The sequence below is a fragment of the Pseudomonas sp. RIT778 genome (assembly GCF_019718735.1).
Lineage (GTDB): Bacteria > Pseudomonadota > Gammaproteobacteria > Pseudomonadales > Pseudomonadaceae > Aquipseudomonas > Aquipseudomonas aphyarum.
The window spans coordinates 1-14,446 of record NZ_JAIHBA010000044.1; the positions used below are offsets into that span (position 1 = coordinate 1).

Annotated in this window: 14 protein-coding genes; 4 read left to right on the forward strand and 10 right to left on the reverse strand. The window is 61.7% G+C overall.

All coding sequences use genetic code 11. The features are described from left to right. A partial coding sequence (gene ribB, locus K5E37_RS26080) for a 3,4-dihydroxy-2-butanone-4-phosphate synthase (RefSeq protein ID WP_221535526.1) occupies positions 1-713 on the reverse strand: 713 nt, incomplete at its 3' end. A gap of 65 nt (positions 714-778) precedes the next feature. Here ribB and K5E37_RS26085 point away from each other — a divergent pair. Further along, positions 779-1,072: a DUF1330 domain-containing protein gene (locus tag K5E37_RS26085; RefSeq protein WP_221535527.1), complete on the forward strand. Its 294-nt coding sequence runs from the start codon at positions 779-781 to the stop codon at positions 1,070-1,072. Between the two features lie 18 nt (positions 1,073-1,090). On the opposite strand, the gene K5E37_RS26090 is transcribed toward K5E37_RS26085, so the two are convergent. The 7 genes from K5E37_RS26090 to K5E37_RS26120 all read right to left on the reverse strand — a co-directional run bounded on the left by K5E37_RS26090 (position 1,091) and on the right by K5E37_RS26120 (position 6,422). Then, positions 1,091-1,654: an NUDIX hydrolase gene (locus tag K5E37_RS26090; RefSeq protein WP_007957402.1), complete on the reverse strand. Its 564-nt coding sequence runs from the start codon at positions 1,652-1,654 to the stop codon at positions 1,091-1,093. A 1-nt stretch (position 1,655) separates the two neighbouring features. Then, a complete protein-coding gene (locus K5E37_RS26095) occupies positions 1,656-2,408 on the reverse strand; it encodes a GntR family transcriptional regulator (protein WP_085603063.1) in 753 nt (250 codons plus the stop codon). 58 nt (positions 2,409-2,466) lie between these two features. Then, positions 2,467-2,856 carry a carboxymuconolactone decarboxylase family protein gene (locus K5E37_RS26100; RefSeq protein ID WP_085605114.1) on the reverse strand — a complete coding sequence of 130 codons (390 nt, stop codon included), beginning with the start codon at positions 2,854-2,856 and terminating at the stop codon, positions 2,467-2,469. A gap of 133 nt (positions 2,857-2,989) precedes the next feature. Continuing rightward, positions 2,990-3,475: a flavin reductase family protein gene (locus K5E37_RS26105; protein ID WP_074688589.1), complete on the reverse strand. Its 486-nt coding sequence runs from the start codon at positions 3,473-3,475 to the stop codon at positions 2,990-2,992. Positions 3,476-3,487: 12 nt separating this feature from the next. Then, positions 3,488-4,969, reverse strand: a complete 1,482-nt coding sequence (locus K5E37_RS26110) for an aldehyde dehydrogenase (protein WP_085603065.1) — start codon at positions 4,967-4,969, stop codon at positions 3,488-3,490. Continuing rightward, entirely contained in the window at positions 4,966-5,799 is an 834-nt protein-coding gene (locus K5E37_RS26115; protein WP_221535528.1) for an alpha/beta fold hydrolase, read from the reverse strand. Before K5E37_RS26115 ends, K5E37_RS26110 begins: the two co-directional genes overlap by 4 nt. A 32-nt stretch (positions 5,800-5,831) precedes the next feature. After that, entirely contained in the window at positions 5,832-6,422 is a 591-nt protein-coding gene (locus tag K5E37_RS26120) for an amino acid synthesis family protein (RefSeq protein ID WP_007957412.1), read from the reverse strand. Positions 6,423-6,747: 325 nt separating this feature from the next. On the opposite strand from K5E37_RS26120, the gene K5E37_RS26125 reads away from it, so the two are divergent. Next, positions 6,748-7,776: a YCF48-related protein gene (locus K5E37_RS26125; protein ID WP_221535529.1), complete on the forward strand. Its 1,029-nt coding sequence runs from the start codon at positions 6,748-6,750 to the stop codon at positions 7,774-7,776. A gap of 28 nt (positions 7,777-7,804) precedes the next feature. After that, positions 7,805-10,189, forward strand: coding sequence for an RND family transporter (locus tag K5E37_RS26130; protein WP_007957414.1), 2,385 nt, complete (start codon positions 7,805-7,807; stop codon positions 10,187-10,189). Between the two features lie 84 nt (positions 10,190-10,273). Here the strand turns inward: K5E37_RS26130 and K5E37_RS26135 are convergent, their stop codons facing one another. After that, complete coding sequence (locus K5E37_RS26135) at positions 10,274-10,993, reverse strand: FadR/GntR family transcriptional regulator (RefSeq protein WP_007957415.1); 720 nt, start codon at positions 10,991-10,993, stop codon at positions 10,274-10,276. A 184-nt stretch (positions 10,994-11,177) separates the two neighbouring features. Next, a complete protein-coding gene (locus K5E37_RS26140; RefSeq protein WP_221535530.1) occupies positions 11,178-12,914 on the reverse strand; it encodes an IlvD/Edd family dehydratase in 1,737 nt (578 codons plus the stop codon). Positions 12,915-13,107: 193 nt separating this feature from the next. On the opposite strand from K5E37_RS26140, the gene K5E37_RS26145 reads away from it, so the two are divergent. Then, positions 13,108-14,430: an MFS transporter gene (locus tag K5E37_RS26145; RefSeq protein ID WP_221535531.1), complete on the forward strand. Its 1,323-nt coding sequence runs from the start codon at positions 13,108-13,110 to the stop codon at positions 14,428-14,430. Positions 14,431-14,446: the final 16 nt, after the last annotated feature.

Below are 14,446 nucleotides of genomic sequence, written 5' to 3' on the forward strand. Positions count from 1 at the left end.
ATCGCCATGTGCACGCCGCCCTCGATGCGATCTTCGAAAGTAATCAAACGGAACGTGCCATGCACCGTCGGCAACTCCCGCTCGCCGATGCGCTCGATGGTGTGTTCAGTGCTCAGGCGATAGTGGATCAGGTCGGCGATAGTGCCGATCTTGATCCCGTGCTTGCGCGCGAAGACTTCCAGATCCGGACGACGGGCCATGGTGCCGTCGTCGTTCATCACTTCGACGATCACCGAGGCGGGCGTGAAACCAGCCAGCCGCGCCAGATCGCAACCAGCCTCGGTGTGACCGGCACGGGTCAACACGCCACCTTCCTTGGCGCGCAGCGGAAAGATATGGCCCGGCTGCACCAGGTCTTCTGCGCGTGCGTTCGGCGCCACCGCAGCGGCCACCGTACACGCGCGGTCGGCCGCGGAAATCCCGGTAGTCACGCCGACCGCCGCTTCGATGGAGACCGTGAACGCGGTGCTGAATACACTGCCATTGCTCGGCACCATTTGCTCCAGCCCCAGGCGCTGGCAATGATCGTCGGTCAACGTCAGACAAATCAGCCCTCGAGCCTCACGGGCCATGAAACTGATCGCCTCGGGCGTGCAACGGTCGGCGGCCAGTAGCAGGTCGCCTTCGTTTTCCCGATCCTCGTCATCGACCAGCAACACCATTTTGCCGAGGCGATAATCTTCGATGATTTCTTCGATGCTGTTGAAGGCCATGCTGGACTCTCGATATGGGTGAAATTCGTGGTATACCATAATACAAAATCAACCAAGAGGTCACTATGAAGGCGTACTGGATTGCTCACGTGGACATCACCGATCCCGATCACTACATCCAATACACGCAGCGCGCGCCGAAAGCGTTCGCCGAGTTCGGCGCGAAGTTTTTAGCCAGAGGCGGGCGCAGCGAAGCGATGGAAGGTCGGGCGACGCCGCAGCGCAGCGTGGTGATTGAATTCGAAAGCTACGAGCAGGCCGTGGCGTGCTACCACTCGGCGGCGTATCAGGAAGCGAAGAGCTACCGCGAGGAGTGGGCGCGGGCGGAGATCATTATTGTGGAAGGGATGGCGCCGTAAGCGGCGCGGGCAGGACGATCAACGCATGAAATGAATCTTGCCGCTGTCGTCATTGCCCATGTACATGCCATAAACCCCGGCCTGGCGTTCCTCGATGTAGCGTTCGAGGATCTGCCGGATCGCCGGGTAATAGATCTGCTCCCACGGGATGTCTTCCGGGGCGAAGAACTTGCAAGCGAGGGTTTCCGGGCCGTACTGGCCGGTGATCTCCAGCGCGAGGGCGCGGAAGATGATGTAGACCTCGCTGATCTTCGGCACGCTGAAGATCGAGTACGGCGAGACGATTTCCGCGCGTACGCCGCTTTCTTCCCAGACTTCGCGCAGGGCAGCCTGTTCGGTGGTCTCGCCGCTTTCCATGAAACCGGCGGGCAAGGTCCAGGTGCCGGGGCGCGGGGGAATCGCTCGTTGGCACAAGAGGTATTTGCCGTCCTGCTCGATGATGCAGCCGGCGATGATCTTCGGGTTTACATAGTGGATGTAGCCGCAGCCGCGGCACATCAGGCGCTCGTGCGTATCGCCCGGCGGCACCTGCTGACCGAGGTCAGCGCCACCGCATTTCGGGCAAAAGCTCGGGCTGAACATGTCAGTGACCTATGCGCGGTTCTTTCAGCGCGATGGGCAGGGTGATCGGTGGAGTGGCGCCGGTCTCTTCCTGCTTGCGCTTGAGGTAGTCGAGGGCCACGGCAGCCGCAGCGCGCACGTGATCGACGCACGCCTGATGCGCCGCCAGCGGATCGCCGCTCTTGATCGCCTCGACCATTTTTTCCATTTCGTGGTTACTGGCGCCGCGACGGTTTTCCTGGGAGACCGACGTCGCCCGCAGGTAGCTGATGCGCGCCTGCAACTGACGCAGCTGAGTGGCCGCGACATGGTTGCCCGAGCCTTCCAGCAGCACGTCGTAGAAACCCTGTACCGAGTCGATCACCTGTTGCAGTTCGCCGTCCTTGAGCGCCTTGCGGTTCTCGTCGAGAGCTTTTTCCAGGGCCTTGATGTCCTTGGCCTTGGCGCGCAGGGTGAACAGCTGGACGATCAGGCCTTCGAGTACGCAACGCAGCTCATAGATGTCGACCGCATCGGCGAGGGTGATGATCGCTACGCGCGGGCCTTTGGCGTCAGCGAACTCGACCAGACCTTCGGATTCCAGGTGACGCAAGGCTTCACGCACCGACGTACGGCTCACGCCCAGGCGATCGCACAGATCGCGCTCCACCAGGCGATCGCCCGGCAGCAGCTGGAAGTTCATGATGGCGCTTCGCAGTTTATCCAGCACGATTTCGCGCAGGGTGACGGGGTTGCGATTGACCTTGAAGCTGTCGTCGAGTGGCAGGCGTTTCATGGGGTCCGCTCTTTAAGGTGGCTGTCCATGCCAGACGGGCATCAAAACAGCCGAGGGGTTAACTGGAGGCCTCGGCGTCGGCTTCGGCGAAGGCTTCACGGGCGAGCCGGAAACTGTCCACGGCTGCCGGGACGCCGCAATAAATACCGACCTGAAGCAGAATTTCGCGTATTTGCTCACGACTCAGGCCGTTACGCAAGGCGCCGCGCACATGCAGTTTCAGTTCGTGCGGGCGGTTGAGCGCCGAGATCATCGCCAGGTTGATCATGCTGCGCTCCTTGAGCGACAGGCCTTCGCGTCCCCAGACGTGACCCCAGCAGTATTCGGTGACCATTTCCTGCAACGGGCGGGTGAAGTCGTCGGCGTTCTCGATCGAGCGCTGCACATAGGCTTCGCCCAGCACCTGGGTGCGGATCTTCAGGCCCTTTTCGTACTTGTCGTTGTTCATCATTACCCCTCACACCACCATTCCCTGTGGGAGCGAGCTTGCTCGCGATAGCGTCAGCACCCGCAACATTGATGTCGACTGACACTACGCCTTCGCGAGCAAGCTCGTTCCCACAGGGTTTCGCATTATTTTCTCAACCCAGTGTCGGCAACGCGCCGAGCTTGCCCTTGTGATAAATCATCGGCGTCACCGGCTGCTCCGGCAGGATCAGGTTCTTCACCGCGCCAACGATGATCGCGTGGTCGCCACCGTCGTATTCACGCCACAGTTCGCACTCGATGATCGCCGTGGCTTTGGCGAGGATCGGGTTACCGAGCTCGCTCAAATGCCACTCGATGCCGTTGGCCTTGTCCTTGCCTTTGCCGGCGAAGGCGTAGGCCTCGGCGGTCTGGTCGGCGGACAGCAAATGGATCGCGAAACGCTTGCTGTCGCGCAGCACCGGGTAGGTGTCGGAAGCGTAGTTGGGGCAGAACAGCACCAGCGCCGGGTCAATCGACAGCGCACTGAAGGCGCTGGCGGTGATGCCGACGATGCCGCCATCCGGGTCAAGGGTGGTGACCACCGTGACCCCGGACGGAAACGAGCTCATGACGTCTTTGTAAATGCCGGGTTCGATCATGTCGCAGGACTCCTAACGCATCACAAACGGATCAGGCATCGGCGCCTGGGAGAGGTTGATCCACACCGTTTTCAGTTCGGTGTAGGCCAGCACCGAATCGATGCCGCTTTCGCGTCCATAGCCACTGTTCTTGAAACCACCGATCGGTGCCATTGCCGACACCGCGCGGTACGTGTTGACCCAGATGATCCCCGAACGCACGTCCCGGGCCAGGCGATGGGCGCGGCCCAGATCGCGGGTCCAGATGCCGGCGGCGAGGCCGAACTGTGAGTCGTTGGCAATCGCCAGCGCTTCGGCTTCATCCTTGAAACGGATCACCGAGGCCACCGGGCCGAAGACTTCTTCCTGCATGATCTTCATCGAGTTGCGATCGCACTCGAACAGCGTCGGCTCATAGAACCAGCCGTCGCCCACACCGCTCGGCCGCTTGCCGCCCAGACGCAGGCGCGCACCTTCGGCAATCGCATCAGCCACCAGACCTTCAACTACCGCCAGTTGCTGCGCGGTGGCCATCGGGCCCATTTCGCTGCTGTCGTCCTGCGGGTTGCCGATGCGGATGCGCTGGGCGCGCTCCACCAAACGGCTGACGAACTCGTCGTAGATTTCATCCTGCACCAGCAGTCGCGAACCGGATACGCAACTCTGCCCGGACGCCGCGTAGATCCCGGCGATGGCGCCGTTGATCGCGCTGTCGAGATCGGCGTCGGCGAAGATGATATTCGGCGACTTGCCGCCCAGTTCCAGCGATAGCTTGGCGAAGTTCTCGGCACTGCTGCGCACCACATGCCGGGCCGTGGCCGCGCCGCCGGTGAAGGCGATCTTGCGGATCAGCGGATGACGGGTGAGGGCGGCGCCGGTGCTCGGGCCGTAGCCGGTGACGACGTTGACCACACCCGGCGGAATCCCGGCTTCGAGGGCCAGGCGCGCCAGTTCCAGAATGGTCGCCGAGGCGTGCTCGGAGGGTTTGATCACGATGGTGTTGCCCGCCGCCAGCGCCGGCGCCAGTTTGATCGCAGTCAGATAAAGCGGGCTGTTCCACGGAATGATCGCGGCGACCACGCCCATGGCTTCGTGCACGGTGTAGGCGAACAGATCGGGTTTATCCAGCGGCAGGGTGCCGCCTTCGAGCTTGTCGGCGAGGCCGGCGGTGTAGTGGAAGAACTCCGGCAGATAGCCGACCTGACCCCGGGTTTCGCGGATCAGTTTGCCGTTGTCGCGGCTTTCCAGCTGCGCCAGTTGTTCCTTGTTTTCAGCGATCAGGTCACCGAGACGACGCAGCAGTTTGCCGCGCGCGGTGGCGGTCAAACCACGCCATGCCGGGCTGTCGAACGCGGTCTGCGCGGCTTGCACGGCGCGCTCGACGTCGGCTTCGTCAGCGTCGGGCAGTTCGGCCCAGGGTTCGGCCAGCGCCGGGTTGAGGCTTTCGAAAGTCTTGCCGGAGAGGGCGTCGACCCATTCTCCGCCGATGCACATCTGGAAGCGTGCGAGCGTCATGCAACGATCCCCTTTATATGGTTTTGTCGGGCGTGTGCGGTGTCGAGAAATTCCAGCAGCGTCTGGTTCACCAGCCGTGGCGACTCTACCGGCATCATATGCCGTTGTTCGGGCAGCACGGCAACCTTCGCGCCGGGAATGCGCGCGGCCAGTTGCTCGGCCATTTCCGGGGTCGATCCGGGGTCCAGCTCGCCAGTGGCGATCAGCGTCGGCGCCTGGATGCTGCCCAAGTCGTCGGCGCGGTACATGTCCTGGGTGGCGAACAGTTCGTAGGTGGTCAGGTAGCCTTGCGGATCATTGCCGGCGAGGGTCTGGCGGATCGCGGCGATCTGCGCCGGGTTGGCCGCCTGATATTCGCGGCTGAACCAGCGCGACAGCGCCGCTTCGGCATTCGCGTCCGGCCCGTGTTCGGCGGCTTGCGCGGTGCGGGCGATGACGCCGGCGCGCTGCTCTTCGCTGCGGTTGAACACGCTGTTGAGCACCACCAGGCTTTTCAGGCGTTCCGGGTAATGCAGGGCAAACGCCCGCGCCACCAGACCGCCCATGGAGAAGCCGATCACCGACGCCTCGGGCAATTGCAGGTGGTCGAGCAGCTCCAGCAACTGATCGGCATAGCCGAGCAGGGCGGTGCCGCTGGCCGGTCGCGGGCTGGCGCCATGGCCGAGCATGTCGTAGGCGATCAACCGGTATTGCGTGGCCAGGCCAACGATCTGGCCGCCCCACATTTCTTTGTTCAGGCCCACGCCGTGGATCAACACCACGGGTTGGCCTTGGCCGGTCGCCAGATAACTGGTGCCGGCCGGGGTGAGTTCAGCGGTGAGCCGAATCATGGAGCGCTCCTGCAATGCCTTTTTTATTGTGATTACTGGGCTTTTTCGGCGGCCAGTTCTTCCAGATCGATGTAGCGGTTGCCGATGCGCGGGTGCAGGCGACCACCGTCGGCGCAACCGAGCACCACGACGATTTCGTCGGCGCGCGGGGCGTCTTCGATCTGCATTTCCAGGGTGATGTAGTGCGAGCGCAGGCCTTCGTCGTCCTTGTGCATCATCGGGATCTGAATCGAAGTGCCCGGACCGCCGCGCTTGTTGGTGAAGCTCAGGTAACTCTTGGCCTTGACCGCTTCGCGGTAGTGATTGCCGAAGCGCAGGGTGTGGATCACCGCCGACGCGTGCTCGATTTCGCCATCGGCGCCGACCACCGCGGCTTTGCCGTAAGCCTCGATCTTCTCGGCACCGCCGATGATGCCCACCAGACGCTCGACCATCATCGCGCCGAGGTCGGAGCAATTGGCGCGGATCTGCGGCTTGAGGTCTTCGACAAAGCCGTTGCCGACCCATGGGTTCTTCATCACGACGGCCAGGCCGACCATGGTCACCGGGGTATCGGACGCCTTGCCGCCTTCGATGAAGGTTTCTTCGACATAGCTGACGATCTTGCGAATTTCGAAACTCATGAGCTGCTCCGTAGGGGATAAAGAGTGTCTGTGCGTCTGATGGTATACCATAATACCGATCGTGCAAGTCCCCCTCGCAAGAATCCCTGCCATCAGTCGGACGAATGCCCGCGTATTCAGCCGCCGCTGTAGTCCCTTTCGGTTAACAAAAGATAACGTTGCGCCGATTGTCAGACGTTTCGAATGCCCGATAGGATGAGCCAGCTTCCGAAGGGGCTCTGGATGGCGGGTTTCAGGACTATGCTTGTGACCAGGCAGTCACCGTGAGCACCCTTGCGGCGCCCTTTAAGGTCCATGACCAACAATAATAAACAGGGGAAGGTCTATGAGTCGTTGCCGCCCGCCGGCGTTACGCAACACCGCGTTGCTGGCCACAGCACTCTCTCTGCTGGGCTTTGCCACATTGTCGGCGCCGGTTCTCGCCGCCGAAGCGCCTGCCGATGTGGTCTATTCCACCGAATCGGCCAAGGCCTCGAAAAGCCTGATGCTCGATGTCGTTCACGCCGGAACCCGGCTGGTGGCGGTCGGGGATCGCGGGCACATTCTCTATTCCGACGACCAGGGCAAGACCTGGACCCAGGCCAAAGTGCCGAGCCGCCAGTTGCTGACCGCCGTGTATTTCGTCGATGACAAGCACGGCTGGGCCGTCGGCCACGACGCGCAGATCCTCGCCAGCGAAGACGGCGGCCTGACCTGGACCAAACAGTTCGAAGACCTCAAGCGCGAATCGCCGCTGCTCGACGTCTGGTTCAAGGACGTCAACAGTGGTCTGGCCGTGGGTGCCTACGGCGCGCTGCTGGAAACCACCGACGGCGGCAAAAACTGGGAAGACGTCAGCGATCGCCTCGACAACGAAGACCAGTTCCACCTCAACGCCATCGCTTCGGTAAAAGACGCCGGCCTGTTCATCGTCGGCGAGTCGGGCAGCATGTTCCGCTCCGCCGACTGGGGCCAGACCTGGGAAAAACTCGAAGGCCCGTACGAAGGCTCGCTGTTCGGCGTGATCGGCACGGCGCAACCGCAAACCCTGCTGGCTTACGGTCTGCGCGGCAACCTTTACCGCTCCACCGATTTCGGCAGCAGCTGGGAGCAGGTCGAACTGAAAGCTGCGCGCGGTTCGCTGGAGTTCGGCCTGTCCGGCGCCACGCTGCTCGAAGACGGCTCCATCGTCATCGTCGGCAACGGCGGCTCAGTGGTCAGCAGCAGCGACAACGGCGAAACCTTCAGCGTGTTCAACCGTCCGGATCGCATCTCGCTGTCGTCGGTCACCGCCGCCGGCAACGGCAATCTGATCCTGAGCGGACAGGGTGGCGTTCGCGTGACTACTGCGAACGGCGCCGAGCTGGGCAAATGAGCCGAATCAATAATAAGAAGGCGGGGCTATGACTTCCTTGAGCACTCATCATCAGGACAAGGCGACGTTTCTCGAGCGCCTGATCTTCAACAACCGCCCGGCAGTGATCGTGATCTGCCTGCTGGTCAGCATTTTCCTGTTCTGGCAGGCCACGCTGATCCGCCCGTCCACCAGTTTCGAAAAGATGATCCCGCTCAAGCATCCGTTCATTGAAAAGATGATGGAGCACCGTAACGATCTGGCGAACCTGGGCAACACCGTGCGCATTTCGGTGGAAGCGAAGGATGGCGACATTTTCTCCAAGGAGTACATGGAGACCCTGCGTCAGATCAACGACGAGGTGTTCTACATCTCCGGCGTCGACCGTTCCGGCCTCAAGTCGCTGTGGAGCCCGAGCGTGCGCTGGACCGAAGTGACCGAGGAAGGTTTTGCCGGCGGCGAAGTGATCCCGCAGAGCTACAACGGTTCCCAGGACAGCCTCGATCTGCTGCGCAACAACGTGCTCAAGTCCGGTCAGGTCGGGCGTCTGGTGGCCAACGACTTCAAGTCGAGCATCGTCGACATCCCGCTGCTGGAGTCCTACCCGGACCCGCAGGATCAGGGCAAGCTGTTGGCGCTGGATTATCGCCAGTTCTCCCATGAGCTCGAAGACAAGATCCGCAACAAGTTCGAAGCGCAGAACCCCAACGTCAAGATCCACATCGTCGGCTTCGCCAAGAAGGTCGGTGACCTGATCGACGGCCTGGTGATGGTGGTCATGTTCTTCGGCATCGCTTTCGTCATCACCCTGATCCTGCTGCTGTGGTTCACCAACTGCCTGCGCAGCACCGTGGCGGTGTTGAGCACCACGCTGGTGGCGGTGGTCTGGCAACTGGGGTTGATGCACTTTTTCGGGTTCGGCCTCGATCCGTATTCGATGCTGGTGCCGTTCCTGATTTTCGCCATCGGCATTTCCCACGGCGTGCAGAAAATCAACGGTATCGCCCTGCAATCCGGTGAGGCAGACAACGCGTTGACGGCTGCACGGCGGACATTCCGTCAGCTGTTCCTGCCGGGGATGATCGCGATTCTGGCGGACGCCGTCGGCTTCATCACGCTGCTGATCATCGACATCGGCGTGATCCGCGAACTGGCCATCGGCGCTTCCATCGGTGTGGCGGTGATCGTGTTCACCAACCTGATTCTGCTGCCGGTGGCGATTTCCTATGTCGGCATCAGCAAGCGCGCCATCGCCAAGAGCAAGAAGGACGCGCACCGCGAGCATCCGTTCTGGCGCCTGCTGTCGAACTTCGCCAACCCGAAAGTCGCCCCGATTTCCATCGCCTTGGCGCTGGTCGCTTTCGGTGGCGGTCTCTGGTACAGCCAGAACCTGAAGATCGGCGACCTCGACCAGGGCGCGCCGGAACTGCGTCCGGACTCGCGCTACAACAAGGACAACAACTTCATCATCAGCAACTACTCGACCAGTTCCGACGTGCTGGTGGTGATGGTCAAGACCAAGTCCGAAGGTTGCTCGCGCTATGAAGCCATGGCGCCGATCGACGAGCTGATGTGGAAGATGCAGAACACCGAGGGCGTGCAGTCGGCAATCTCGCTGGTGACCGTGTCCAAGCAGATGATCAAGGGCATGAACGAGGGCAACCTGAAATGGGAAACCCTGTCACGCAACCCGGACGTGCTGAACAACTCCATCGCCCGGGCCGACGGCCTGTACAACAACAGTTGCTCGCTGGCACCGGTGCTGGTGTTCCTCAACGACCACAAGGCCGAAACCCTGGATCGCGCGGTGCATGCGGTGCAGGACTTCGCCAAGGAAAACAACAAGGAAGGCCTGGAATTCATCCTCGCGGCCGGTAACGCCGGGATCGAGGCGGCCACCAACGAAGTGATCAAGAAGTCCGAGCTGACCATTCTGATCCTGGTGTACATCTGCGTGGCGGTCATGTGCATGATCACCTTCCGCTCGTGGGCGGCGACCTTGTGCATCGTGCTGCCGCTGGTGTTGACCTCGGTGCTGGGCAACGCGCTGATGGCGTTCATGGGTATCGGCGTGAAGGTTGCGACGTTGCCGGTGGTGGCGCTGGGCGTGGGGATCGGCGTGGACTACGGCATCTACATCTACAGCCGTCTGGAAAGTTTCCTGCGTGCCGGCCTGCCGTTGCAGGAAGCCTATTACCAGACCCTGAAATCCACCGGTAAAGCAGTGCTGTTCACCGGTCTGTGCCTGGCCATCGGCGTGTGCACCTGGATCTTCTCGGCGATCAAGTTCCAGGCCGACATGGGCCTGATGCTGACCTTCATGCTGCTGTGGAACATGTTCGGTGCGCTGTGGCTGCTGCCGGCACTGGCGAAGTTCCTGATCAAGCCGGAGAAACTGGCGGGGCAGAAGGGGAATTCGTTGTTTGCTCACTGAGCCGGTTGGCTGAAATGAAAAAGCCGCAACCTTTAAGGGTTGCGGCTTTTTTATGTCTGCGGTGAGGGCAAGCGGTCTCAAGGCTTAAGAAAGTTCGGTGCCTAGCACGACGCTAAGCGCACTCCGCGCATCATCCAGCTGCACCAACGTCGCATGCCGCGCGCCTAGCGCATCCCGATTCTCGATGGCCGTCAAAATCGCCTTGTGCCGAGGCAACGCCAGTTCATGCAGGTTCGGCCGCTGATTCGAATGCTTCAGAGCCTCGGCAATCGCCACCGACAGCATGTTGCACAGGTTCGCCAGCAAGTCGTTATGAGTCGCGTCGGCAATCCGGCTGTGGAAGTCCAGATCCGGTTGCAGCAAGGCTTCCGGGGTCGGCGCCGCTTCCATGCGCTGGTAAGCCTCGGCAATCGACGCAATGTCGGCATCGGTGGCGTGCTGGGCGGCGAGGGCGGCGGCGGCCGGTTCGATGATGCTGCGCACGCTGGTCAGGACGTTGAAGAACTCGTTCTGCGGGCTGCTTTGCATCAGCCAGTGCAGCACGTCCGGGTCTAGCATGTGCCATTCGCGGCGTGGCTTGACCACGGTGCCGACGCGCGGTTTCGAATACACCAGGCCCTTGGCGACCAGCACTCGGGTGGCTTCGCGCAACACCGGCCGGCTGACCGCGTATTCCTCGCAGAGCAAGGCTTCGGCGGGCAGCTTGTCGCAGGGCAGAAAGCGTCCGGAAACAATCTGCATGCCCAGTTCCTGGACGATGCGCGAGTGCATGCTTTTACGGTCGGAAGGTTTGCGGTAATCCATGGGGAGTGGCGCGATCCTGAGCGATGGAGATGCCGCGCATCATAGCAGGCACCACACAGTCTTGAGGCAGATACAGAGCAAATGTGGGAGCGGGCTTGCTCGCGAAAGCGGTGTGTCAGACAAACACAGGTTGCTGACAATCCGCTTTCGCGAGCAAGCCCGCTCCCACAAGGGGACGGCGGTGTTAGTGGGAATGGCGCGGGACTTCAGCCCCTCGGCAACCTACCAGGAAGTCGAAATCGCAACCTTGATCCGCCTGCAGCACATGGTCGATGTACAGCTGACGATAACCACCCACCAACAGCTGCTGCGGCGGTTGCAGATCCGCCATGCGCGCTGCCAGTTCAGCGTCCGGAATATCCAGGTGCAAACGCCCGCTGGCGCAGTCCAGCTCGATCCAGTCGCCTTCCTGCACCGCCGCCAAAGGCCCGCCGGCCGCTGCTTCCGGGGCGACGTGCAACACAACCGTGCCGTATGCCGTGCCGCTCATGCGCGCGTCGGAAATACGCACCATGTCGGTCACGCCCTGCGCCAGCAGCTTGGCCGGCAGCCCCATGTTGCCGACTTCGGCCATGCCCGGATAACCCTTCGGCCCGCAGTTCTTCATCACCAGAATCGAGTTCTCATCGACGTCCAGTTCCGGGTCGTTGATCCGCGCCTTGTACATGTCGAAGTTCTCGAACACCACCGCGCGGCCACGATGCTGCATCAGTTCCGGCGTGGCGGCTGACGGCTTGAGCACCGCGCCCAGTGGCGCCAGGTTACCGCGCAACACGCAGATGCCGCCGTCGGCGCGGATCGGATTGTCGAGGGTGCGGATCACTTCGTCTTCACCGTAGATCGGCGCGTCCTTGGTGTTCTCGCCGATGGATTTTCCGTTGACGGTCAGCGCATTCGGATTCGGAATCAGATTGGCCTCACCGAGGCGGCGCAGCACGGCCGGCAAGCCGCCCGCGTAGTAGAACTCTTCCATCAGGAAACGCCCGGACGGTTGCAGGTCGACGATGGTTGGCATGCCGCGACCGATGCGGGTCCAGTCGTCCAGATCCAGCTCGACACCGATGCGCCCGGCGATGGCTTTGAGGTGGATTACCGCGTTGGTCGAACCGCCAATCGCCGCATTGACCCGAATTGCGTTTTCGAAGGCTTCCTTGGTCAGGATCTTCGACAGTTTCAGATCCTCTCGAACCATCTCGACCGCACGCATGCCGGACATGTGCGCCAGCACATAACGCCGCGCATCCACCGCCGGAATCGCCGCGTTGTGCGGCAGCGAAGTACCCAGTGCTTCGGCCATGCAGGCCATGGTCGACGCGGTGCCCATGGTGTTGCAGGTACCGGCCGAGCGGGACATGCCGCCCTCGGCCGCGAGGAAATCGTCAATCGTGATGGTGCCGGCCTTGACCTGCTCGCTGAGCTGCCAGACCACGGTGCCGGAACCGATGTCCTTGCCCTTGTGCTTGCCGTTGAGCATCGGCCCGCCGGTGACGACAATCGCCGGCACGTCGCAACTGGCCGCGCCCATCAGCAGGGCCGGGGTGGTCTTGTCGCAACCGGTCAGCAGCACCACGCCGTCAATCGGGTTGCCGCGAATCGCTTCCTCGACGTCCATGCTCGCCAGGTTGCGGGTGAGCATGGCGGTCGGGCGCAGGTTCGATTCGCCGTTGGAGAACACCGGAAATTCCACCGGAAAACCACCAGCCTCGATCACCCCGCGTTTGACGTGCTCCGCGATCTGGCGGAAGTGCGCGTTGCACGGGGTCAGTTCCGACCAGGTGTTGCAGATGCCGATGATCGGCTTGCCGTGGAACTGATGGTCGGCGATGCCCTGATTCTTCATCCAGCTGCGGTACATGAAGCCGTTCTTGTCGGCCGTGCCAAACCATTGGGCGGAGCGCAGGGTGGGTTTCTTATCAGACATGATCGATTCTCTTATTGTAAGACTATTGTTTGCGAGCTTCGGCTAAACATAAGCGCAAAATCGACGGTTTGGAAGTGTTGTTGCGTAATTAGTATTACTATATAGTCGATTTCGACGGAGGGATGGCCCTGGCGATTTTCCGCGAGAGGCGTCCCCCGAGGTTCCATAAAAACAACAATCGGAGACCGATCTCATGAGCCAGGAACTGCGGCTTGTCCGGCGCATCACGCTGAAACTGATTCCCTTCCTGATCCTGCTGTACCTGATCGCCTATGTGGATCGCTCCGCCGTCGGCTTCGCCAAGCTGCACATGGGCGCCGACATCGGTATCGGCGATGCCGCCTACGGCCTCGGCGCCGGGCTGTTTTTCATCGGCTACTTTCTGTTTGAAATCCCCAGCAACCTGATGCTCGAACGCTTTGGCGCACGGCGCTGGTTCGCGCGGATCATGATCACCTGGGGCGCGATCACCATCGGCATGGCCTTCGTCCAGGGCCCGCACAGTTTCTACGTGATGCGCTTTCTGCTCGGCGCGGCGGAGGCGGGGTTCTTTCCCGGCGTTCTGTACTACATCACCCAATGGTTCCCGGTGCGCCATCGCGGCAAGATCCTCGGGCTGTTCATCCTTTCCCAACCCATCGCGATGATGATCACCGGCCCCGTGTCCGGCGGCCTGCTGGGCATGGACGGCATCCTCGGCCTGCATGGCTGGCAGTGGCTGTTCATCGTCATCGGCACCCCGGCGATCCTGCTGACCTGGCCGGTATTGCGCTGGTTGCCGGACGGCCCGCAGCAAGTGAAATGGATGGACCAGGCCGAGAAGGACTGGCTGACCGGCGAGCTGAAAAAGGACCTGCAGGAATACGGCCAGACCCGTCACGGCAATCCGCTGCATGCGCTGAAAGACAAACGCGTGTTGCTGCTGGCGCTGTTTTATCTGCCGGTGACCCTGAGCATTTATGGCCTGGGCCTGTGGCTGCCGACCCTGATCAAACAGTTTGGCGGCAGCGATCTGGTGACCGGTTTCGTGTCATCGGTGCCGTACATTTTCGGGATCATCGGCCTGCTGATCATTCCGCGCAGTTCCGACCGTTTGAATGATCGCTACGGCCATCTGGCGGTGCTCTATGTGCTGGGCGCGATCGGCCTGTTCCTCAGTGCCTGGCTGTCGTTGCCGGTGGCGCAACTGGCGGCGTTGTGTCTGGTGGCGTTCGCGCTGTTTTCCTGCACGGCGGTGTTCTGGACGCTGCCGGGGCGGTTCTTTGCCGGCGCCAGCGCGGCGGCCGGGATTGCCTTGATCAACTCGGTGGGCAACCTCGGTGGCTACATCGGCCCGTTCGTGATCGGCGCCTTGAAGGAATACACCGGCAACCTCGCTTCGGGCCTGTACTTCCTGTCCGGGGTGATGGTGTTCGGGCTGATTCTGACGGGCGTCGTCTATCGCTTGCTCGAGCGCAAGCATGTACTGCCGGTTAACCAATTCGCCGCCAGCGCACGGGGTGCTACCCGTACCTGAATGACTATCACCGACC

Excerpts from the sequence above, each read along its gene's own strand:
- K5E37_RS26085 (WP_221535527.1), top strand. The coding sequence starts at position 779 with ATGAAGGCGTACTGGATTGCTCACGTGGACATCACCGATCCCGATCAC.
- K5E37_RS26090 (WP_007957402.1), bottom strand. The coding sequence starts at position 1,654 with ATGTTCAGCCCGAGCTTTTGCCCGAAATGCGGTGGCGCTGACCTCGGT.
- K5E37_RS26095 (WP_085603063.1), bottom strand. The coding sequence starts at position 2,408 with ATGAAACGCCTGCCACTCGACGACAGCTTCAAGGTCAATCGCAACCCC.
- K5E37_RS26100 (WP_085605114.1), bottom strand. The coding sequence starts at position 2,856 with ATGAACAACGACAAGTACGAAAAGGGCCTGAAGATCCGCACCCAGGTG.
- K5E37_RS26105 (WP_074688589.1), bottom strand. The coding sequence starts at position 3,475 with ATGATCGAACCCGGCATTTACAAAGACGTCATGAGCTCGTTTCCGTCC.
- K5E37_RS26110 (WP_085603065.1), bottom strand. The coding sequence starts at position 4,969 with ATGACGCTCGCACGCTTCCAGATGTGCATCGGCGGAGAATGGGTCGAC.
- K5E37_RS26115 (WP_221535528.1), bottom strand. The coding sequence starts at position 5,799 with ATGATTCGGCTCACCGCTGAACTCACCCCGGCCGGCACCAGTTATCTG.
- K5E37_RS26120 (WP_007957412.1), bottom strand. The coding sequence starts at position 6,422 with ATGAGTTTCGAAATTCGCAAGATCGTCAGCTATGTCGAAGAAACCTTC.
- K5E37_RS26125 (WP_221535529.1), top strand. The coding sequence starts at position 6,748 with ATGAGTCGTTGCCGCCCGCCGGCGTTACGCAACACCGCGTTGCTGGCC.
- K5E37_RS26130 (WP_007957414.1), top strand. The coding sequence starts at position 7,805 with ATGACTTCCTTGAGCACTCATCATCAGGACAAGGCGACGTTTCTCGAG.
- K5E37_RS26135 (WP_007957415.1), bottom strand. The coding sequence starts at position 10,993 with ATGGATTACCGCAAACCTTCCGACCGTAAAAGCATGCACTCGCGCATC.
- K5E37_RS26140 (WP_221535530.1), bottom strand. The coding sequence starts at position 12,914 with ATGTCTGATAAGAAACCCACCCTGCGCTCCGCCCAATGGTTTGGCACG.
- K5E37_RS26145 (WP_221535531.1), top strand. The coding sequence starts at position 13,108 with ATGAGCCAGGAACTGCGGCTTGTCCGGCGCATCACGCTGAAACTGATT.